The sequence below is a fragment of the Acetomicrobium sp. UBA5826 genome (assembly GCF_002433005.1).
Lineage (GTDB): Bacteria > Synergistota > Synergistia > Synergistales > Acetomicrobiaceae > Acetomicrobium.
In genome coordinates, this window is sequence record NZ_DJHF01000010.1 from 73,755 (window position 1) to 94,907 (window position 21,153).

A 21,153-nucleotide genomic window follows, 5' to 3' on the forward strand; every position below is an offset into this window, starting at 1 on the left:
TTTATCATAAATTGTAATGCCTTACAGTTATCAGTCTAATCCAGAACCGTAAAGGTAACCCTGTCAGGATCGACCTTCTTGACGCTGATTTCTTTAACCTTTACTTCCAAGTTTACGGGTATGGACAATCTCCTGGACACTATATTCGTAATATCTACATACGCTACTATTGCGGGCTCCTTGCCTTCAAGGGAAGAAACAATGGACGGGGGTCCCTCAATGATCACATCCACTTTAGTGGGATCTATATTCCAATTTCTGTAAATGCCTCTGCCCCTTATCTCTATCTCCAAATTTTCGTATTTCATAGTAGCAATCCTTTGCTTTAATGTTACCTTCACGGTTACGCTTTTATCTCCCAACACATTGATCCCTTTCGGGACTGAAATGGGAAGTTGTGCTTCCATGTCTTCTTTTATTCCGCTTATATTCAGAGACTTTGTAGTGATGGAACTGATCCCGTTAAGTGTCACTTTCGACCCTTCCAATATCACGTTCCCGGGAGTAGTCAGAATGGACGTAACGATATAATCGGGATGAGGCTCCCCTTCAATGGGAACAAAGATGGGAACTTCTTTTTTTATCTTTACGATATCGACCTCAACCTGAAAATCAACGCTGTCAGGGATCACTGTTACGTTCGACCATTCCTGCGATTGAGGCTCAAGCATCACCTTAAGACTTGTCTTTTCGTTGGCAAGCAGATCGGCAAGAGTGGGAACGACGACTGCCCCCGTTATCCTTTTCACATCGCTTTCTGTACCCCGTACGATCACTTGGGAGGGAGACACGATAACGCTTCGTAAAGCATATCCGTCGGGCAGCTGAGGCAATTCCGGCGTAACGGGGATCGCCCTTTCCGCACTCTTTTCCAATCTGAGATCCACCGTTGAGGGATTTATTGTTATCAATTGCAACCCCGTTGACAAAGATATCTTTACCGGGAGGGTATGCCGCCCCGGCTCCAATCCCTGAAGGTCGACATAACAAACTATGTCCTTTTCGGGAATAATGTTCGATGCCAAAAACCTGTTGGCAGCCACTTGAACCTCGACCTCCCTGCTGGGAAGTTGGATCGTAACCCCGTTAGGGACATTTCGAAGCTGTAAAGCCAGTCTGTAAGATCTTACCACATCGGTATTGCTGTCTCCCGTGACATAAAACCACAGAAAAAAGGCGAGTACCAAGGAAAATACCTTCAAAAATGTCCTGGAGGAAAACAGATTATCGATCCATTTCATCATCTTTTACACCTCCAGAACGAAATGAAGCAAAGGCCTCACGGATCTTCTCCCACAGCGATGTGGGTTCGCTTTCGGAAAGAAAGTAGTGAAGGAGCAACTGACGCAATTGGTTTTCTTTAAGACCTCTGGAGAGGTGACCGCGTATTGCAAAGGAAACCTCTCCCCGCTCTTCTGAAACCACCAAAGATATGGCATCCGATACCTCCGTTATTCCTAAAGCTGCCCTATGCCTCGTACCAAGCCATCTTGAAATATCCGGATTATCGCTCAGGGGTAAAAAACATGAAGCCGCAATCACCCGTTCCCTGTCCAGGATGACAGCACCGTCATGGAGGGGATTACCCGGCCAAAAAACGGATACCAACACTTCTTGAGAAATTTCAGAGTCCAGTTTTACAGCAGACTGCCACACGTCTTTGAGTCCCGTGCTCCTTTGAAGAACTATCAAAGCCCCTATTTTTTGAGATTGAAGATACAGTAGGGCCCTTAAAACCTCATCCGCCAAAGACTGCGCCTTCTCCCTGGATATGGCCCGTCTCCACAGGCTTCCTTTGCCTATTTCCTCGAGCATCCGTCGCAATTCAGGTTGAAATACAATGGGAATGGCTATAAACATAACGCCTAAAAACTTTCCCAATATCCATGACAAAGCTTCAAAGCGCAAAGTCCTGGCAAATACACTGACTAAGGCCAAAAGTAACAGCCCCTTTACAAGCTGCATGGCCCTTGTATCCATCAGCAACAAAAGGATGCGATATATGAGAAAGGCAATAATGAGTATATCTAGAATATCGCGCAAGGACAGAAATTTGATCATTCTGCTTCCGCCACCACTTCCACATAAGGCGACGTAGCAGCTGCCAGCATCGCCCCATAATCTACCCTGAAAGCCAGAACGCTTCCCGGGGAAATATTTTCGTCACAATCTTCTACGTCTACAATCATATGGTCGCTTGACGCACCGAGGATGCGGATGCCATTTTGAATAGGTTTGATTCCTTCAAGCCTTACATCTTGCTTGCCCAAGGCTAATACAGCCCTAAGACGCACCCCCCTATCCTCAAAAAACGGCACATTGCCGAAGGCATCTGCTCCTATTTCGCCTACAGGCACGCTCGGCTTTCGCCTGACCTCTATTACTTCCGCTTCTAAAAACAGGGTATCCTGGTTCAAATAGGGAATTTTCCTCCCGCCCGTTACGTCAGTGCCAAGCAAAATAGCTTCCCCTATTCTCAATTGATTTATTTCACGAGGCATCTCTCCCTTTTCTATCAACGCCAAGGAAGAGCTGCTCCCCCCCGAGTAGACCGCCAACTTGTAGCCAAGCAGGTCCTCGAGTTTACGGCCAACCTCGACCAACCTGCCCATATTTTCGCGGGAGGGCAAAACGCCGCCATAACATCCGACATTAGTTCCAACTCCAAGGCAGTGAACTCTTTTACACTTCTTCAAAGCACTGGCGACCGTTTCTATTTCGACATCAGATGGCCATATACCCTCGCGCAGATCGCCGACGTCAACCATGACTATTACTTCATGAAACTTATTTTGAATTTTACAGGCTTCATCTAAGAGTAAGATCGTCTCAGCCATGGAAACCAAGCTTACATCAGTCCAAGTCACCACAGCATCTATTTCGCTTGGCATCGGCAAGCGCAAAAGCACAAAAGGAGAATTCACGCCTTCTCTTTTGAGATTTGCGATATTTTTTACGCGGCTGTCGGCCAAAAAGAAACATCCTCCGTCGACCATCGCCTCGGCTACCTTTAGATTTCCGCAAAGCCCCTTTGTAACGCCGCCTGCCCTGATGCCGGTTTTTTTACAAAGCTCCACCACTTTCGAAGCGTTATCCCGGATTTTTTCGAGCCCTACCCTAAGTTTGGGGTTACTTCCCATGATCGTCTTCCTTTCGATAATCAATGTCCCCTCAGTTTCCTCAATAAAGCCAAATTACCCTCGTCGCCGCGACCTTCCTTAGGGGTCTCCAAGAGGCATGGCACCCTCTCCCAACGCCGATCGGTAAGTATATTTGCGAAAGCATCAATGCCAATATTGCCATCTCCTATATGAGCATGCCTGTCTTTTCTGCTTCCTCTCTCAAAGCGACTGTCGTTTAAATGCCAACATCCAACCCTTTCAAGACCGACGTACTTGCCAACCATTAGAATTAGGCGTTCATAACCCTCCAGAGAGGAAAGCTCGTAACCGCTGGCAAATAGATGACACGTATCGAGACAAAGACCTATTCTAAAGTGGCCATCCAACAACTCCATGATTTCGCCAAAATGAGCTAAATCACCACCAAGGGAGAAACCTTCGCCTGCAGTGGTCTCAAGAAGCACTCTTGTCTTAAGCTCCTCGGTCCTTTCTAGCACCTCTCTAAGAGCCTGTGCCACCCTTTTGATTCCCACGTCAACACCTGCACCCCCATGAGAACCGGGATGCAATACTAAAGAGGATACCCCTAGTTCATTACACCTCTTCAACTCCTCTACGGTAGCGCATATGCTCTTAACTCTCAAATCTCCCTCCGAAGCCAAGTTAATCAAATAAGACCCGTGGGCTACTATTTCTTTGATGTCGCTCTCTTGCCACTTTTTGTAAAAGGTCATACTTTCTTCCAATTTTATGGGAGAAGATTTCCACTGTAATTGATTTTTCGTGAATATCTGTATTGCCTCGCATGAGAGGCTTTTTCCTCTGTCTATGGCCTTTGAGAGGCCACCGCGAACGGATATATGAGCTCCTATCAAAGCCATCTACGCTCCAATGCTCCTCTAAAATATACGTCTGAATTGGCCATTATCTTGAGCAAAATACGTGCCGTCGCACCCCATATCCTTACTCCGCTTTTGAGACGGTAAATAGGATATAGAAGGGAAAATCCCTCGCTCAAAGCAAAGGTCTCTAATTCAAACTTACTACCATTCGGGTCATCCAAAAAGAAGATAATGATCCTTTTGATTTCGTTGGAATCTACTTTAACCTTTTTTAAATTATCAATATTTTTCAAAAAACCTACGACGGGAACTATCACAAAACCCGTCGTGTGAGTAAGCTCGGGATCTAATATGTCAACTACGCTAATTTCGCTAGAGGGCAAACCTGTCTCTTCCTCAAATTCACGTAGCGCTGTCTCGACGGGCCCTTTATCGTAGGGCTCCATCTTACCGCCGGGAAAGGCAATTTGCCCTCCGTGTTTGGGAAGGTCATCCCTTTTTTCGACCAGTAAAAGAGACGGCCTCCCCGCTACAGTCAACATAGGCACCAACACTGCACTTTTAAACAGAGAGGAGATCCTTACTCTGTCTCCATAATGTCTTGCCATCTCCTTTTCCATGCTCCTCCAATCGGAGGAGCATGCCTTTCTGCGAAAGCCAAAGCGTCTCCCCGGGCAAAATTCATCACAATTTCTTCTATCATCAAACCCTACATCCACATCGCTACTCCCATCTGCTATTGCAATATCTTATTAATGAAGTTTTACATTCCCCTGATATACTACACCTCGCGAGCCATCTACCGTTATAACCATGCCATTTTCTAAAATGTCGGTCGCCCCCGCGGCGCTGACAATGCATGGAATGCCCAATTCTAGGGCAACTATTGCTGCATGGCTGGTAAGGCCGCCCTCCTCCGCGATGATAGCCTGAGCCTTTTTCATGGCCGGTACATATGCCTTATCGGTCTGCCGCACAACTAAAATATAACCGTCCTTCATCGTTGCAATGGCCGTATCGGGATCAAGGGCTTTGCAAACGACTCCCGAAACTACCTTTTTGATCAAAGACAAGCCCTTGACCAAAATTTTGCTGACCGGACGAACTTCTATCATGTTCGTCGTTCCGGGAATGCCCATGGGAACGCCTGCCGTCACAACGGCTAATTCCCCTTCTTTCAGAAGATTTTTTTCCTTGGCCGAAGCCAAAGCCCTTTCTACTGCTTCATCTGTGGTAGATATCTGGGGCTGAATCATCGGAATTACCCCCCACACAAGGGAGAGCTCGCGACAGGTCTTGACCTTTGGCGTGGCTGCGATAATGGGAGGAAGAGGCCTGTACTTGCTCACCATTCTTGCCGTGCTCCCGCTGCTGGTAAGAGAGAGTATAGCCCCTACGTTCATCTCCTCGGCAATTGAAACTGCTGCATGGCTCACGGCATCGGGCACGCCCCTGGCCTTTATGGGGATCGTCGCGGGCCTTTGCCACATACGATACTCCTTCTCTACCCTCTCTACAATATTTCTCATCGTCCGCACCGCCAGAACTGGATATTTGCCCTTTGCTGTCTCACCAGACAACATGACAGCATCTGCACCATCGAGAACTGCGTTCGCCACGTCGCTGGCTTCCGCCCTCGTAGGCCTCGGATTCCTTATCATAGAATCAAGCATTTGCGTAGCCACTATTACAGGTTTGCCGTGATATCTGCAAAGGTCAATAATCCTTTTCTGAACCAGGGGGACCTCCTCGGTTGGCATTTCAACCCCCAAATCCCCTCGGGCAACCATCATACCGTCAACCACGGAAATGATATCGTCCAGATTCATTACAGCTTGTTTTGTTTCGATCTTGGCGATGATCTTGATATCGCCATCCAGCTCTTCTACCACGCGCCTTACGCTAATGATCTCATCTCTCGTGCGGACAAAGGAGACGGCTATGTATTCCATGTCATGTTCAAGACCCCACTTTATGTCCTCGATGTCCTTTTCCGTCAATGCCGGCACCGAGAGATTGGCATCGGGGACATTTATCCCCTTATGTTCGCCCAACTCTCCGCCAACAACCACACGACAGACGATATCATGACCTCTAATGTCTTCCACTTTTAAAGCAATAGTGCCATCGTCTATAAAAATATTCATCCCCGGTTTAACGTCCTGGAAAAGCTTTGTATGACTTATGGATACCCCGGATTCATCTCCTTCGACGGGTTTGGGCGTCAACACAAAGACATTTCCTTCATGAAGGATGACCGTCCCGTGGTTAGCAAGAGAGCCTGTCCTGATCTCCGGACCTTTAGTATCGAGCATTGTCGCTATTGGGCGCCCCAGCTCTTTTTCTATACTCCTTATGTTTCCCAAACTTTTAGCATGTTGTTCGTACGTGCCGTGACTGAAGTTCAATCTCGCCACATCCATGCCCTCTTGGGCGAGCAGCTTGAGGACTTCGCGATCGCCACAGGCGGGGCCTAAAGTACATACAATTTTAACCTTTCCCATACTCATCACTCCATAAACGCAAATTTATAAGGTGCAAATATATGCTTGCAAATAAAATACAATCTCTTGATCAACAAAATCAAATCCCTGTACAGGTTAAACGGCGATCTCCAAGAAACTTCCCATCATATCCTCTATTTTTCCCTTAAGCTCTTCGCTTACGGTTACACGGGTATCGTTCAATAAAATGAAGGCCGAAAATCGGTCGTTATAGACCTCCACAAGAACTTGGTCTTTTCCGGGATAGCTCTTGCAAGTTCTGATCAAATTTCTTAGGACTGTCTCGTCACAAAGGTGGAAGGGAATGCGAAGCCTAAAAATTTGATCTTTTTCTCTCTCGGCAACTTCTAAAGGAACAACGTCCTCGGCGATCATGGTCAACCCCCCTCCTCTTTCCTCGAGACGCCCCGACACCAAAATTACGTTGCCCGCCTGACAAAAGGCCTTTACTTTACCCCACATTCTTGGAAAGCACACCACTTCCAGCTTGGCATCCAGGTCTTCTACCCCCACAATCCCCATGAGGTCGCCCTTTTTGGTATATTTCTCGGCTACATCTGTTACGATGCCTCCGACCAAGGGTTTCGCCTGTGGAGAACACCAATGGATGAGTTCGGAAGGGGTACAATATGCATATTTTCGTACCCGTTCTTCGTAGGCCTCGAAGGGATGTCCCGAAATATAGAGTCCCACAGCATCTTTCTCAAGCTCGAGCTTCTCGTGAAACTCGAAGTCCTCGATATCCACCAACGCTGGCTCTACATCTAAAGAATCGTTCCCATCGAGACTGAAGAGGCGCTGTTGAAACTTATCCTCGTCCAAGCGGGCACGCGCTTCCAATAATACGGGAAGGGATTCCAGTATCTGGCGGCGATTGCTGTGCAATCCATCGAAGGCACCCACACCTATAAGGCTCTCTATCACTGATTTGTTCACCGCCCTCAGATCTATCCTCGAGACGAAATCCCACAAAGATTTATAGGGACCTCCTTCCCTTCTCGCCCTCAGTATGGCCTCCACAGCCCCGGAGCCAGCCTTGGCGACGGCGGACAACCCAAATCTTATAACATCGCCCACGGCCGTAAAACCGGCTTCGGATTCGTTCACATCGGGAGGAAGGACTTCAATGCCACCACTTCTTACTTCCCTAACGTAACGAGCAAGGACTTCTTTTTTTGCACCTATGTGACTTGAAAGAAAGGCGGCCAAAAATTCAACAGGGTAGTGAGCTTTAAGGTACGCCGTTTGATAGCTTATCATCGCATAGGCAGCGCTGTGAGACTTATTGAAACCATACCCGGCAAAATATTGTATCAAATCAAATATTTCGTTGGCCTGTTCTGCACTTACGGCATTTTCAAGGCAGCCTTTGACAAATACCTGTCTTTGCTCTTCCATCTCTTCGACCTTTTTCTTTCCCATTGCCCTACGCAGTATATCGGCTTGCCCCAGGGTATAACCCGCCAATCTAGCGGCAATCTGCATAACCTGCTCCTGATATAAAATAATTCCGTACGTTTCTTTCAGGGCCTCTTCCAACGCAGGATGGGGATAGCTTATGGGGGATCTCCCGTGCTTCCTTTCGATATACTGATCCACCATTCCGCTGCCCAAGGGTCCGGGTCTATAAAGGGCCAGAACTGCGATGATGTCATGGAACGAATCGGGGCAAAGTTTTTTGAGAAGCTGTCTCATCCCGGAAGATTCAAGCTGGAAGACGCCCATGGTATCACCCCTCTGCAACATCTCGTAGGTTGCTCTGTCGTCCATGGGCAGTTGTGTCAGATCGGGGACCTTTTTGCCGTTTTTCGCTATATTCTTCAAAGTCTCTTCTATCATGGAGAGAGTTCTTAAGCCCAAAAAGTCCATCTTTACCAACCCAAGCTTTTCAAGGGGCTCCATGGGATACTGCGTCACTATTTGGGTACCGTTGATGGCTTTCAGAGGAACGATATTAACCAGAGGTTCGGGCGATATTACCACCCCGGCGGCATGCTGTGAGCAATGGCGGGCGATGCCCTCGATGTGACTTGCGTAATCCAACAACTGTTTGACCTCTCTGTTGCCGTCATATGACGCCTTCAATTCGTGGGATAACTCTAGCGCTTCCTCTATAGAGGAGACATTGAAGGGTATCAATTTGGCCACTTTGTCCACATCAGGATAGGGCATATCCAAAGCTCTGCCTACGTCCCGCACGGCCGCCCTGCTTTTCATCCTATCGAAGGTTATTATCTGGGCTACTTTATCTCTACCGTACTTTTCCACCACGTAATCGATCACTTCATCACGCCGTTTATCGGAAATGTCCGTATCAATATCGGGCATGCTTATCCTTTCTGGATTCAAAAAACGTTCGAAAAGCAGGTTGTATTTAATAGGATCGATCTCGGTTATTCTCAAGGCATAGGCCACCAAAGAACCGGCAGCGGATCCTCTGCCCGGCCCCACAGGTATACCCCTTTCTTTGGCTGCATTTATGAAATCTTGGACTATCAGAAAGTATCCGGCAAACCCCATTTGTTTAATAATGCCCAACTCATATTCCATTCGTTTTATGTACTCTTGCGGTATTTCCCTACCGCCGAACCTCTTGGCCAATCCCTCTTGGGCCTTCAGGGCCAAATAGCTTTCCAGCGTCTCGCCTTCGGGAACTTTGTACTCGGGAAGCATGTATTGGCCGAATTCAAGCTTGACATTGCATCTTTCCGATATATCGACAGTGTTATGCAGGGCATCCGACAGCTCATCGCCAAATATCTTCCACATTTCCACGGGTGAACGCAGGTAAAATTCCTTGGATCCGAACTGAAACCTGTTCTTGGAATTGACGGTGGAGTTGGTCTGGACGCAGAGCAATATTTCATGCCAGTCTGCATCGGAGCTTTCCAAATAATGAGCATCATTGGTGGCTAGAAGAGGAATGTTAACCTTTCTGGCGAGCTCTATTACGTGCTTGTTGGCTACCGCCTGCTCCGACAGACCGTTGGACATAACCTCCAGGTAAAAATTCCCCTCGCCAAATATATCGCGATAAAGCAAGGCCTTTTCCTTCGCCTCATCGTATCTGCCGCTCAAGATCAAAGAGGGAACTTCTCCGGCGAGACATGCCGAAGATGCGATCAACCCCTTAGAATATTTCGACAGCAAGTCATAATCGACCCGCGGTTTATAGTAAAATCCCTCCACGTTGGCTATGGAAACCAGCTTTACTAGGTTCCTGTAACCTTCTTCGTTTTCTGCCAAGAGCAGGAGATGGTAGTTCCCCCCCTGCCCTTCGCGTCTGGTATGCCCCTTTGGATCTACGTAAACTTCGCACCCCATGATCGGCTTGACGCCTTGCTTCATGCACTCGTAATAGAATTCTATGGCGCCGAACATCACACCGTGGTCAGTCACCGCCACAGCTCCCATATCCCATTCCTTGGCCCTGGAGACCAGGTCCTTTATTTTTATGGCGCCGTCTAAGAGGCTGTATTCTGTGTGAACATGCAGATGAACAAATCTATTATTCAATATCAACGCCTCCATCTTCGTCTAGATCTTCTTCAGTTCTCTTATACATCAACACATCGCCGTTAAGAAACATAGCTATATGTTTAAGAACCGCATCATCTTCTTTAACATTATATGCACCAGCCGAAAGAGGTTCGTCCTTTTTGACTTCGACTTTGTCCTCGTCTTCTTCGGGTTGAAGAAGTTCTATTTGACCTTTTTCGGCGATATCCTCCGCATCAGGCACCCTTTTAGCGTATCTTATTTCTTCCTTTCCGCTCTTTACGACTATTTCCGAAATTTCGCCCATATGCCTTGATATTAAATCATAAAGATATACTCTATTTCGATGTAATTTCAGAATATTATAATCGAAGGCTCGCTCCTCTAATACTTCTATAACAACCTCTCCCTCGCCCCGCTCGACCTTGGAAGAAATCAATGCGCAATAAATGGGAATAGCTTCGTCAATTAATTGATTCATAATTTTTTGCCATTGAACGTTTACTGTTTGAACATCGACCTCATCCCTGCTGCTTTCAGTTGTCGCAATCTCCGGTTCTTTTACATGCTTTTGAACATCGCTGCAAAGGGAAATGGCAGCTTGCTCCATTTTTTCCATTCGCGCAAAGAACATGCTCGCAAGGATGTCATCTTTTACGCCCAACTTTGCCTTTAAGCTTAAATCAGCGCACAACTCCATCGCCGAAAAGAGATTTGAAGTGTCCCAGGAAGGAGTCTCCTCCTCTAAAAACCTCTTTTCCTTTTCGGACAGTTCCAACTCTTCAACAACTTCATCCCCTAAGGCCTTATAGGCCCACATGTCCCTGAAGATAGAGAAGGCTATTTCAAAAAGCTTTTCGGCCGTTAAACCCCTTTTCAAAATCTCCCTCATTTTTGCATAGCCCTTTGAGGGAACAAGGACCATCAACTTTACCATCTCCTCCAAAGTGCTTCTGCTACCCCCAAAAAGGAGAACGACGGAATCCAAAGTCAGGGCTTTTTCTTCCAGCGAGAGTGCCTGTTCGAGCAAAGTCAAAGCATCGCGCAACGATCCATCGGCCTGTCTTGCCAGCTCCCAGAGGGCCTCTTCCTCGTAATCAAAGCCCTCCTCCTGTGCTACGAGACACAGTCTGTTTACGATATCGACAGAGGAAAGTCGGTTGAAATAAAAACGAAGACAGCGAGACCTTATGGTAAGCGGGACCTTTTCCGGTGCCGTCGTGGCCAAGATGAAAACAACTCTCTGCGGCGGCTCCTCAAGGGTTTTTAAAAGAGCGTTGAAAGCAGCATCGGTCAGCATGTGAACTTCATCTATTATGTATACTTTATAAGGCAACGAGAAGGATGCAAGACCTATCTGCGACTTCAGATTTCGTATTTCCTCGATTCCTCTGTTGGAAGCTCCGTCTATTTCTATTACGTCCAAGGATTCTCCCCTTGATATTGTTTTGCAAACCTCGCAGCTGTCGCAAGGCTCCCCTTCCCTAGCATAGGGACAATTGAGCGCTTTAGCAACAATCCTGGCCACAGTCGTCTTGCCGCAACCCCTGGGCCCGGAGAACAAAAAGGCATGCCCAATTTTTTTCGACCTTAGAGAGTGCTTAAGGATTTTGACAATACTATCCTGGCCGACCACATCGATAAAACGACCGGGCCGATATTTTCTGTAAAGGGAAATGTACATTGGGAGGCCTCCTTGTCATCCTTAAATCTTACTTCATTTTACAACAAAAGGTCGAGGGGCGTGTCTCAGCGGACGAAATTGGTAAAGGTATGTTTCTGCCTGGCTCTTTCCAGAGCCACAAGTATGCTGTCCCGCATCTTTTCGAGGGATGGACCTTTTGCGGGAAGATCTAGCTGGCCTAAAATTTTCTCCGGTCCGACGCAAAGAGACGGAACCCCATCTATATCCACTACTTTGACCTCATAGGGTTCCAGTTCAAGCTTTAATGATCTATCAAGCCTGTCTTTTACTTCATGCAGCAGGCTCAATGACTTTGGGCTCTTTTCCAACTCCAAAATTTCGACATCGTCTATTCTCAACATATACAACTCCGGACCTTCTTCTATCGTTACGTTCAACAAACCCAAAACTACCTTGCGATTTAAGGTGAACCCCTTTGATTTGATCGCTCCCTTTAGATAGGATATCCTGTCCTTCAGCTTCGGATGGCTCTGATATATTCCGGGGTCGAAATAAGGCCTTTTGAGTTCCTCTTCGGCAAGACGCTCAAGCAATGTGATCATCGCCGACGGATGATAACCTGCCTTGATTAAAAGCTCTAATCCAAGCATATCGGCCTCTTCCTCCAGATCTCTGCTGTAGGAATTCATTATCGCCACTTGAGCAACATTAGTCAGCAGAAGTGCTGCTGCCTGCCCTCCTGTAGCAACTATGATCCCGAGGCTCAATAGAGAGAGCTTCTGATTTCTGGCAACTTGAATCATCACATGTCTTTTTTCGGCATGGGCAAGCTCATGGGCCATGACTCCCGCTATTTCGGCATCGCTTTCGGCCAATTCGATCATACCCGTGGTGAAATAAATTATTCCGCCCGGAAGCGAAAAAGCATTTGGAACGTCATCTTTTATCGCCCTGATCTCGTAGGGCAAGTTACGCTCAAGATGAGGCTTAAAGTTAGCAAATATCATGTTTAGCCTTGCAGTAATAGAAGGATCGGTTACCCTTTCCAAGTTTTTTTCGACTTCCTCTGCTACTTTACGACCTAAGGAAATTTCTTTGGAGTTATCGTTTGAAGCGCTTTCCTGTGCCCATACATCAGCAGGAACGATCATTACCAATATGAGGCATAAAACTGAGATAAGTTTTTTCAGACTCTGATCACTTCCCGACTAAAAACAATTATGTTTATTTAGTATAAGCCTTAAAGGCTCGCATGCCGTCGTTTAATTTTAACAAATTTGACCTCAATTTCTCCAAATGGGCTTCAAGTTCCTTCTGAACTTCCGTCTCCTTCCGCAATGTCTCGGCAGCCTTTTCCCTGATCTCTATAACGGCTCCTATAACCTCCTGGTAACCTTTTTCGCCCAACTTCGACGACAAAATATCCCAAAACTCTACCGTTTCTCTGGAAGACTTAACGCCCATTGCAGATGCCAGCTCTTCCCAACTCTCCAACAATATCTCCTGGCGGGATATAATTTCTTGTTTTCTTCTCAGGACATCCATAAGGACTGAGGCGTTTCATTCCCGCTCGGCAACATTCTCCAGCACCCCCTATAGATTGTAATCGGCCATTTTGCCTATTAAAATTAATACTGCCTTCTAAGGTCTTGGGGGCAAGAGGTGTTTTTCTATGAGATCCGCAATTTTGCAACAATAATCCCATAGCTGCCGAGCAATCCTTTTGTATTCACCTATTTCGCGACCGTAAGGGTCCTCAACTTCATAGGATCTGATTTTGTCCTCGTATAATCTCATGTAATATGTAGAATATGGGTCAGTCGCCGACAGGTATTCTTTTACTGCATTATCGACATTCCTTGAGACTAAAGACCCTATGAAATAAATTTTATTTTTATATTGGCCGTACTTAGACGCAAGCCATTGAAGATGCCTTAAAGTCAAGGCAATTACATAATCATGATCGGCCATGAGGGAAAGGTCTACGGGCTTTGAGCGGTGGCTCCCGATGTCGATACCGAAATCCTCCAAAAGAGCTCTATGTGCGTTCTCGCTCGCAGAATTGCCCGGCATGGCCATAAGGCCTGCCGACGATACCTGCCACCCTTCTATACCTCTCATATCTAAGGCCTTTTTCATCAAGGCCTCCGCCATGGGACTTCTGCAGGTGTTGCCGGAACATACGAATAATATTTTAGGCATAGCTCACTCGCTCATTAAGTGCTCAATAATATCTGCTCTGTTCACGACCCCGACCAAAATGCCTTCTTTAACGACAGGAGCACGTTTCAAGTTTTTCTTTATCATGATCAAGGCTGCATGAAAATCGCTGTCATTCGTGCTAAGGCACACGACTTCCTTAGTCATATGCCTTCCAACCGAATCCATGCTGGCTCTTTTCATTCTTACCTTGAATTGTCCCATGTCAGGAACGTAAGAGGGATCTTCCAGCAAGTCGATATAACCGGGCAAAGCAGCCCTAACTATATCCTTTTCGCTTAAAAAACCGACCACGCGCCCCTCGGCATCTACAATAGGAAGTCCTGGAATTCTGTGCCTTGACAAGACCTCTATCGCTTCCATTAATGTTGCATCCTCTCCAAGCGAGGTCAAATCCCTATCCATAAGATCGCCAACCAACATAAGAAACACCTCTTTAATCGAGCTTTTCGACCAATATCTTTGGCATCAGCGACTCCACCATATCTCTGCCTCGAATTCCCTTTTTGACGTGAAGGGTATCCTCTAGGCTGCATGCCTGGGCAAAACGAATTGCCTTTTCTACATCCATGTCTTCCAAAAGGGCCACCATTAATCCAGCCATAAGGGCATCGCCTATCGCAAGAAGGGACACCATCTGCTCCTTCACTTCCCTCTCTATGTCTACCAAATAGATTCCCTCTGGAGTATAAAAAATATTGCCCACAGCCCTATAGGTTGTAACTGACCACTCCACGCCGCTGTCGTGTATTTTGGATACCAATTCAAGCACATCGTCAAGATCGCCCATAGGGTAGCCGAGGGTGGAAAACAAAAATCGGTGATCGAATTTAACGACCTTAGGCACACCCTCTAAAGCGGCAGTCAAGGCCGGACCGAAAGCATCCACAAATACAGGTACCTTCGCTTCCTTGCAACGCAGGATCAGGTCCTTGTAAGCATCCTGAGGAACTCCGGGAGGGAGGGATCCTCCCAAATAAACCAAACGGGCACGACTGAGTATGCGGTCGAAATTTTTCATGAACCTATGCAATGCCTCGTCAGAGATATAAGGTCCTGCCTCTGCCACGCCTGTCTCGATATGTCCAACTTCATCGACGATATACACGTCCGTTCTGGATTCGCCTATTACGTTTACGAAGTTTGTGGTCAGTTTCAAGCGCCTCAATGTATCCCTTATATATTCTCCAGAAAAGCCGGCCAGAAACCCCATCGCTGCGCTTTCGTATCCCAACTGCTGCAATATTATCGATACATTTATACCCTTTCCTCCGGCTGACCTGTCCACCTCGGAAGCCCTGAACCATCTTCCGGGTCTGAAATCGGGAACGACGTATTGAATATCTACAGCAGGATTCATGGTAACTGTGACGATTGTTTTGTCCAAAACCTCTCCCCCCTCTTCAATAAAATTAAAAATAAAGGGCCCACCTGCGAAGATAGGCCCGGCACATTAGGGTAGAGAAGTTAAAGCAACCCCTCTATCGCTTGAGCGTCATTTATCGCTTTAGATTTAACCAAAGAGCCCTTGTTTAATACTACAACCTGCGGCAGGTCGACTATGCCAAGTTTTTCGCACATCCTTTTGTTTTTATAACCGTCTATGAGCAAGACTTTTTTGGCATGTTTTTTCTCAACTTCATTGGCTAGCTTTATCTGCTCCGGATCTATGCTTGAATAAAACAGAGAGACAACCCTTTCAGGCTCAAACAATACTTTCTGCAGGTGAAGCTGCTCTGAAATGTAGGAATATGCAGCCATTGCTGCTATGGCCCCGTCACCTGCAGCTGTTACTACCTGCCTGAGGAACTTATCGCGAACGTCGCCGGCAGCAAATACTCCCTCCACGGAGGTCTCCAGCATTTCATTGGTTACGATCCATCCGCCGCCCTTGGTCTCTACCAGACCTTTCACAAAATCGCTGTTCGGATTCATCCCCACGAAGACGAACACACCGGCAACCGGCAGTTCGCTCGTCTCCCCCGTCTTGACATTTTTCAATACGATACCCTCGACCATATCCGTTCCCTTTATTCTTTCTACGACCGAGTCCCATACAGGCTCTATTTTCGGGTTGGCCATGGCCTTTTCTACGACGGCTCTATCGGCACGGAAGGAATCACGACGATGTATTATGTACACCTTAGAGGCAAATCGGGTCAGATAGTCTGCCTCTTCTACGGCAGTATTACCTCCTCCGACCACTGCGATAACCTGATCCTCGAAAAAAGCACCATCGCATACGGCACAGTAGCTGACGCCTCTTCCGGTAAATTCCGCCTCGCCGGGACACCCTAGCTTTCTGAAGCTGGCGCCTGTAGCTATTATAACTGCTTCGGCCTCTATATCCCCCTTATCGGTTGCGACGACTTTTTTGCCGGCCTCCATGGATACTTTCTTGACCTCGGCCTCCCTGAATTCGGGGGAGAATTTCTCCGCATGCTCCCTGAAAGCCCTGGCCAGCTCTTCTCCGCTTATCATGGGTATCCCCGGCCAATTCTCTATCTCGGCAGTAATTGTGATCTGACCTCCTGCCATTCCCTTTTCAAGGACCAACACGTCAAGCCCTGCCCTTCTGCCGTATATAGCAGCAGTAAGTCCGGCGGGCCCTCCGCCAACGATCACCAATTCGCGCTTCTCCACGACAACACCTCCCTAATTTATCCAATCTGCGCTAGAAAGATTTTTTACCGCTAAGCCTCCAGGCTATAACACAGACCCCTCCGTTTAATTTCTTCATCTCACAGAGGCTAAAGCGGACCGGCGCCAAAGACAGGATCTCCTTCTCCTTCCAACCGCCGGTTTCTACGATAAGCCAGCCCCCTTCTTTCAACCACAAAGACGCCCTTTCAAAAAGAAAACGATACCACAGCGTCCCGTCATTGCCTCCATCGAGGGCCGAAATCGGCTCGAAACATTTAACTTCAGACATTAACGTGTCAACGAGATTCGTAGGTATGTAAGGGGGATTGCTCACTACGGCATCGACACCCGATTTTGCGGATTGAGCCGGCAATTTCCCGCTCTCATGCCACAGGGTCAATCGGTCGAACAAGTCGTATTTGTCGACGTTTTTCCATGCCCAATACAGTGCCTTTGGGTTTACGTCCAACGCTATCCCTCTAAGCTTTGGGTTTTCAAGCAACAGCGAAATCACGATACAGCCGCTTCCTGTTCCCCAGTCGACTGCAATCCCTTCATCCACCAACGAAAGTGCGATCTCGACCAGCGATTCCGTTTCTGGCCTGGGCACCAAAACGCCCTCGCCGACATAAAAATTTCTGCCGTAAAATTGAGCCTCGTTAAAGATATAAGCCAAAGGCTCCTTATTGCACCTTCTTTCCAAGAGAGCATTTAAATATTGCAATTCGTAGTCGAATATTGGCCGTTCTTTATGGGCTATCAACCATGATCTATCACAGCCCAATACCTTACATAATAGCAAATCGCTCTCTACCAACGGCTCAGAAAGGCCCGCTTGTTTTAATCTGTCAATCACGTACTCCCTTGCTTGAGAGAGAATCAACAGGTCCTACGCTCCCAAGAGCTTTAATTTTTCCATTTGGTCGGCCGTGGCCAGCGCGTATAACAACTCATCCAAATCGCCCTCCAAAATTTCGTCCAGGTTGTGAAGAGTCAAACCAATCCTGTGATCGGTGACGCGATTTTGCGGAAAGTTATAGGTGCGAATCCTTTCGGAACGGTCACCGCTGCCTATTTGACCCCTGCGCTCCGAAGCCATCGCCTCCTGCTGTCGGCGAATCTCCATGTCGTATAATTTTGCCCTCAACAGTTGCATCGCCTTGGCCCTGTTCTTAAGCTGCGATCTTTCGTCCTGGCAGGTAACTACGATGCCCGTAGGGATATGGGTTATCCTTACTGCCGAATCGGTCATGTTCACATATTGCCCGCCTGCTCCGCTGGCTCTGAAGGTATCTATCTTAAGGTCTTCCGGACGAATCTCCACGTCAACCTCATCGGGCTCGGGCAACACAGCAACAGTGGCAGTGGAAGTGTGTATACGCCCACTTGCTTCCGTAACGGGGACGCGTTGGACGCGATGGACTCCGCTTTCATACTTCAATACGCTATACGCATCTTGCCCTTCGACCCTGAAGACAATTTCTTTATAGCCGCCTATGCCCGTCTCGTTGGCCGTCAAAAGTTCTACTTTCCACCTCTTTCGTTCGGCATAACGTACATACATCCTGTAAAGATCGGCTGCAAAAAGGGCTGCCTCCTCGCCTCCGGCACCGGCTCTTATCTCCACAATCACGCTTCTTTCGTCGTTCGGATCCTTGGGCAGCAGAAGAAGGGCCAGCTCCTTTTCGAGCTCTTCTACGATATTTTTGAGCTGATTTGCTTCTTCTCTGGCGAGCTCTCTCAGATCTTCGTCATCCTCTTCGGTCAAGGCGAGCGCCTCTTCCAACCTCTTTTGAGCTTGCCTGTACTCCCTGTATTTTTCCACGACCTTTGACATTTCAGAATGTTCCTTCGCCAGGCGCTGTAACACCGCCGGATTGGAGATGACATCGGGATCGCTTAACTTCGTCTCCAGCTCTTGGTATTTCCGCTCCAAATCATCCAATTTTTCGTTCAAATTATCCACCTATATCATCACCTCCCCTTGAAGGGAAGAGCCTCTCTTAATTTAGCAATTCTTCCATACTGTCATATGGTTCTCCGCAGGGATTGGTCTCTTCGCACTTGCCCTTTGTAATGCAACTCGGACCGGCGATGTCGAATATCCCTTCTGCGACCCCTGTGACCTCTTTCAACATCAACTTCGCAAGTCTGCGTATCTCCCATTGAGCCCTCTTACACAGCCTGAGGCTGAAGAAATGATGCAATTCCCTGGCGTTCATAGTGATGACTATCCTCGTCTCCCAAGCATTGGGCAGGAGATACCGCGCATCCTCCAGGGGAACGCCCGACTCTACCAAGGATTTGTAGGCTTCATGGGCATAGCGAATAGCTTCTTTGAAAATCGATAGTGCCCGAGCATCAACTTTCACGGAATCCGGAAGGATATACCTTGCTTCATCCATCGAGACGTATCTTTGGCTTTGCTGACTGTAACTTGCTATGCGATGACGCACTAGCTGATGTGAGCAAGCCCTGCTGATGCCGTCGACGGCAAAGGTAAAAGAGGCATGTTCAAGCGGTGAAAGATGACCCGATTTTATCAACTTCCTGATAAAAAGACCGCTCTGCCTCTTTCCCTCTTTAAATTCAACCACTAAATCTTCGGCCGTGGACGAACTGTAACAAAGTCTCGCTGCTGCAGCGACAACATCGTCGGGCGTGGGCGTGAAGGCAAGCAGTTTAACCCTTACGCTACTCTCCATCGTTCGACTGTACGTAATCCGTTCCTGCATATTTCTTGCGGAACTTTTCGAGCTGTCCTGCTTCTGTCACCAAAAAGCCCCTCTTTCCAGTGTAAAAGGGGTGACAATTGCTGCAAACCGATACGCGGATTTCCGATTTAGTGGACCTCGTCTCAAAGGTATTGCCGCAGGCACAACTTACTTTGCAAACATCGTATTTTGGATGTATATCCTTTTTCATCTAAAATCCCTCCATTTTCTACATTCATAATTATAGAGCAAAGAGCAATTTACCACACTCAACAAGGACCTGCAAGCCTTCTCTTCGTTCAAATGTGCATGACGCCCAAACCGCACCTGTCGTGGTGAGCGGCAGCATGATAGGCACTGTCACCAATTATAGCAACTCCTATCCATTTTTTGCTTCGAACAATGGCCAATTTTGCGCCAACGCTCGCTTCCAACAGGCAAATCGGCAAAAAACTGTTTATTGCTTCCATTGAGGCGTGCATCAGAGCGTGCATTTCGCTACCCGTCTTCTTGACCACATTGCCGTTTAGCGCCGCCCCTACCAGGGAACGCGTCAATTTGCCGGATATGTTACCGACTAAACCTCCTACCTCAGTAGCCACAGCTCTCCAGCCGAGCCTTTTGATCTGCTCCTTGAGATATTCTTCCTCGTTTTTATTAGTAGTGGCAGCTAGCAAAACCGCAACCCTTCCAACCTGGCTCTCCTGACGGATATCGTAGGACACCTCGAGAGTGCCCAATATTTCTTCGTCCTCTCCCAGTTCTTCGACAGCCTCCGCAAACCTTTCGCTCTCTTCTCTTTTCTCCAACATCGAACCATCGCTCCTTCGCATCACTTTTATCATGTTAAATCAAGCAAATGAGTCTTGAAATATTCCGGCTTATCGTTTATATTTTAAAATAACATAGAGTTTTGTGCATTAGGTGGCAATAAGATTTATCAATAACAATGAGGAGGGGATTAAATGAGAATAAGAAAAGTTTTATTAATGGCTTTGGTTGTAGGTCTCGTTTTTTCGGTAGGCACGGCTCAGGCCAAGACCTTTGTTTCCATCGCCACGGGCGGCACGGGAGGGACCTATTACCCGATAGGCGGAGGCATTGCCGACGTAGTGAGCCGTTATGCGGAAGACATCCAGGCCACGGCAGAAACCGGAAATGCCGCAGTTGCCAACCTTAACCTGCTTGGAACCCACAGCATCGAGTTTGCCTTCGTACAAAACGATACGGCCTGGTGGGCTGCTAGGGGCGAAATAATGTTTAAAAATGCCTTTCCCAATATCAGGGCGATAGCAACCCTCTATCCGGAAACCAATCACCTGGTTGTGATGAAAAAGGCCAACATAAAAAGCATTTACGACCTGAAGGGCAAGAGAGTCTCCGTGGGAGCCCCTGGTTCGGGAACTGAAGCGGACATGCGCTGCCTTCTGGATATCGCAGGAATCAAATACGATGACATGAAAGTGGATTTTCTCGATTTCAACAACACCGTTGACCGCATGAAGGACGGTCAGCTCGATGCCGGTTTCGTCGTCGGAGGCTATCCTGTGGCTGCCATAATGGACCTTGCTACCACCCACGATGTCGATCTCGTGAGTTTCGACGATGATTTCTTAGCCAAGCTGCAGGAAAAATATCCGTTTTACATTAAAGACACCATTCCTGCCGGCACCTATAAGGGGATAGATCGCGACGTTCAAACTCCTGCGGTCATGGCCATGCTGGCTGTCGATGCCGACGTTCCCGAAGAAGTTGTATATCAATTCACCAAAGCGCTTTGGGAGCATATCGATGATGTACAGCGCGTTCACGCCAAGGCCCAGCTAATAACCCTTGAGACCGCATTCGACGGATTATCGGTTCCTCTCCACGACGGAGCTATTCGCTACTACAAGGAAATAGGACTAAAGATACCTGAGGTAAAATAAGGATACTCAAATCGTCATAAACATAACGGGGAAGCCT

At 47.5% G+C, this 21,153-nt stretch carries 20 protein-coding genes; 1 reads left to right on the plus strand and 19 read right to left on the minus strand.

Annotated elements, in window-relative coordinates; genetic code table 11:
* Positions 1-35: 35 nt before the first annotated feature.
* The 19 genes from B3N34_RS02650 to B3N34_RS02740 form a co-directional block, all read right to left on the minus strand.
* The gene (locus tag B3N34_RS02650; protein ID WP_286974715.1) at positions 36-1,244 is read right to left on the minus strand and encodes a CdaR family protein; all 1,209 of its coding nucleotides are present in this window, start codon (positions 1,242-1,244) and stop codon (positions 36-38) included.
* Positions 1,225-2,061 (minus strand): diadenylate cyclase CdaA, encoded by an 837-nt coding sequence (cdaA, locus tag B3N34_RS02655; RefSeq protein ID WP_213699031.1) that lies wholly within the window; start codon positions 2,059-2,061, stop codon positions 1,225-1,227. Before cdaA ends, B3N34_RS02650 begins: the two co-directional genes overlap by 20 nt.
* Positions 2,058-3,164, minus strand: coding sequence for an alanine/ornithine racemase family PLP-dependent enzyme (locus B3N34_RS02660; RefSeq protein ID WP_286974717.1), 1,107 nt, complete (start codon positions 3,162-3,164; stop codon positions 2,058-2,060). Before B3N34_RS02660 ends, cdaA begins: the two co-directional genes overlap by 4 nt.
* A complete protein-coding gene (locus tag B3N34_RS02665) occupies positions 3,161-4,003 on the minus strand; it encodes a deoxyribonuclease IV (protein WP_213699032.1) in 843 nt (280 codons plus the stop codon). Before B3N34_RS02665 ends, B3N34_RS02660 begins: the two co-directional genes overlap by 4 nt.
* The gene (locus B3N34_RS02670) at positions 3,994-4,683 is read right to left on the minus strand and encodes an NUDIX hydrolase (RefSeq protein WP_286974720.1); all 690 of its coding nucleotides are present in this window, start codon (positions 4,681-4,683) and stop codon (positions 3,994-3,996) included. The genes B3N34_RS02665 and B3N34_RS02670 overlap by 10 nt, the downstream gene beginning before the upstream one ends.
* A 33-nt stretch (positions 4,684-4,716) precedes the next feature.
* Positions 4,717-6,468 (minus strand): pyruvate kinase, encoded by a 1,752-nt coding sequence (pyk, locus tag B3N34_RS02675; RefSeq protein WP_286974722.1) that lies wholly within the window; start codon positions 6,466-6,468, stop codon positions 4,717-4,719.
* 96 nt (positions 6,469-6,564) lie between these two features.
* The gene (locus B3N34_RS02680; protein WP_286974724.1) at positions 6,565-9,999 is read right to left on the minus strand and encodes a DNA polymerase III subunit alpha; all 3,435 of its coding nucleotides are present in this window, start codon (positions 9,997-9,999) and stop codon (positions 6,565-6,567) included.
* On the minus strand, positions 9,977-11,650 hold the full coding sequence (gene dnaX, locus B3N34_RS02685; protein WP_286974725.1) for a DNA polymerase III subunit gamma/tau: 1,674 nt from the start codon (positions 11,648-11,650) through the stop codon (positions 9,977-9,979). Before dnaX ends, B3N34_RS02680 begins: the two co-directional genes overlap by 23 nt.
* Positions 11,651-11,715: 65 nt before the next feature.
* Positions 11,716-12,762 carry a M48 family metalloprotease gene (locus tag B3N34_RS02690; protein WP_286974727.1) on the minus strand — a complete coding sequence of 349 codons (1,047 nt, stop codon included), beginning with the start codon at positions 12,760-12,762 and terminating at the stop codon, positions 11,716-11,718.
* Positions 12,763-12,835: 73 nt separating this feature from the next.
* Positions 12,836-13,105 (minus strand): hypothetical protein, encoded by a 270-nt coding sequence (locus B3N34_RS02695; RefSeq protein WP_286974730.1) that lies wholly within the window; start codon positions 13,103-13,105, stop codon positions 12,836-12,838.
* Between the two features lie 147 nt (positions 13,106-13,252).
* A complete protein-coding gene (locus B3N34_RS02700) occupies positions 13,253-13,813 on the minus strand; it encodes a protein tyrosine phosphatase (protein WP_213699039.1) in 561 nt (186 codons plus the stop codon).
* 3 nt (positions 13,814-13,816) lie between these two features.
* Positions 13,817-14,254, minus strand: a complete 438-nt coding sequence (locus B3N34_RS02705) for an HPP family protein (RefSeq protein ID WP_009201314.1) — start codon at positions 14,252-14,254, stop codon at positions 13,817-13,819.
* A 13-nt stretch (positions 14,255-14,267) separates the two neighbouring features.
* Complete coding sequence (locus tag B3N34_RS02710; protein WP_286974734.1) at positions 14,268-15,218, minus strand: 1-phosphofructokinase family hexose kinase; 951 nt, start codon at positions 15,216-15,218, stop codon at positions 14,268-14,270.
* A gap of 80 nt (positions 15,219-15,298) precedes the next feature.
* Entirely contained in the window at positions 15,299-16,474 is a 1,176-nt protein-coding gene (gene trxB, locus B3N34_RS02715; RefSeq protein WP_286974736.1) for a thioredoxin-disulfide reductase, read from the minus strand.
* Between the two features lie 31 nt (positions 16,475-16,505).
* On the minus strand, positions 16,506-17,357 hold the full coding sequence (gene prmC / locus B3N34_RS02720) for a peptide chain release factor N(5)-glutamine methyltransferase (RefSeq protein WP_286974739.1): 852 nt from the start codon (positions 17,355-17,357) through the stop codon (positions 16,506-16,508).
* A 6-nt stretch (positions 17,358-17,363) separates the two neighbouring features.
* Entirely contained in the window at positions 17,364-18,440 is a 1,077-nt protein-coding gene (gene prfA / locus B3N34_RS02725; RefSeq protein ID WP_286974741.1) for a peptide chain release factor 1, read from the minus strand.
* Positions 18,441-18,477: 37 nt separating this feature from the next.
* Positions 18,478-19,179, minus strand: a complete 702-nt coding sequence (gene thyX / locus B3N34_RS02730) for an FAD-dependent thymidylate synthase (protein ID WP_286974743.1) — start codon at positions 19,177-19,179, stop codon at positions 18,478-18,480.
* Positions 19,169-19,399, minus strand: coding sequence for a 50S ribosomal protein L31 (rpmE, locus tag B3N34_RS02735; RefSeq protein ID WP_057940882.1), 231 nt, complete (start codon positions 19,397-19,399; stop codon positions 19,169-19,171). Before rpmE ends, thyX begins: the two co-directional genes overlap by 11 nt.
* Positions 19,400-19,487: 88 nt before the next feature.
* A complete protein-coding gene (locus B3N34_RS02740; RefSeq protein ID WP_040348097.1) occupies positions 19,488-20,000 on the minus strand; it encodes a HutP family protein in 513 nt (170 codons plus the stop codon).
* A gap of 153 nt (positions 20,001-20,153) precedes the next feature.
* Between B3N34_RS02740 and B3N34_RS02745 the strand changes: the two genes are divergently transcribed.
* Entirely contained in the window at positions 20,154-21,116 is a 963-nt protein-coding gene (locus B3N34_RS02745) for a TAXI family TRAP transporter solute-binding subunit (protein WP_057940881.1), read from the plus strand.
* Positions 21,117-21,153: the final 37 nt, after the last annotated feature.

Bases quoted from the DNA above. Each gene is read 5' to 3' on its own strand.
- B3N34_RS02690 (WP_286974727.1), bottom strand. From the start codon at position 12,762: ATGATCGTTCCTGCTGATGTATGGGCACAGGAAAGCGCTTCAAACGAT.
- rpmE (WP_057940882.1), bottom strand. From the start codon at position 19,399: ATGAAAAAGGATATACATCCAAAATACGATGTTTGCAAAGTAAGTTGT.
- thyX (WP_286974743.1), bottom strand. From the start codon at position 19,179: ATGGAGAGTAGCGTAAGGGTTAAACTGCTTGCCTTCACGCCCACGCCC.
- dnaX (WP_286974725.1), bottom strand. From the start codon at position 11,650: ATGTACATTTCCCTTTACAGAAAATATCGGCCCGGTCGTTTTATCGAT.
- B3N34_RS02665 (WP_213699032.1), bottom strand. From the start codon at position 4,003: ATGGCTTTGATAGGAGCTCATATATCCGTTCGCGGTGGCCTCTCAAAG.
- B3N34_RS02680 (WP_286974724.1), bottom strand. From the start codon at position 9,999: ATGGAGGCGTTGATATTGAATAATAGATTTGTTCATCTGCATGTTCAC.
- pyk (WP_286974722.1), bottom strand. From the start codon at position 6,468: ATGGGAAAGGTTAAAATTGTATGTACTTTAGGCCCCGCCTGTGGCGAT.
- B3N34_RS02745 (WP_057940881.1), top strand. From the start codon at position 20,154: ATGAGAATAAGAAAAGTTTTATTAATGGCTTTGGTTGTAGGTCTCGTT.
- B3N34_RS02650 (WP_286974715.1), bottom strand. From the start codon at position 1,244: ATGATGAAATGGATCGATAATCTGTTTTCCTCCAGGACATTTTTGAAG.
- B3N34_RS02740 (WP_040348097.1), bottom strand. From the start codon at position 20,000: ATGTTGGAGAAAAGAGAAGAGAGCGAAAGGTTTGCGGAGGCTGTCGAA.
- B3N34_RS02700 (WP_213699039.1), bottom strand. From the start codon at position 13,813: ATGCCTAAAATATTATTCGTATGTTCCGGCAACACCTGCAGAAGTCCC.
- cdaA (WP_213699031.1), bottom strand. From the start codon at position 2,061: ATGATCAAATTTCTGTCCTTGCGCGATATTCTAGATATACTCATTATT.
- B3N34_RS02705 (WP_009201314.1), bottom strand. From the start codon at position 14,254: ATGTTGGTTGGCGATCTTATGGATAGGGATTTGACCTCGCTTGGAGAG.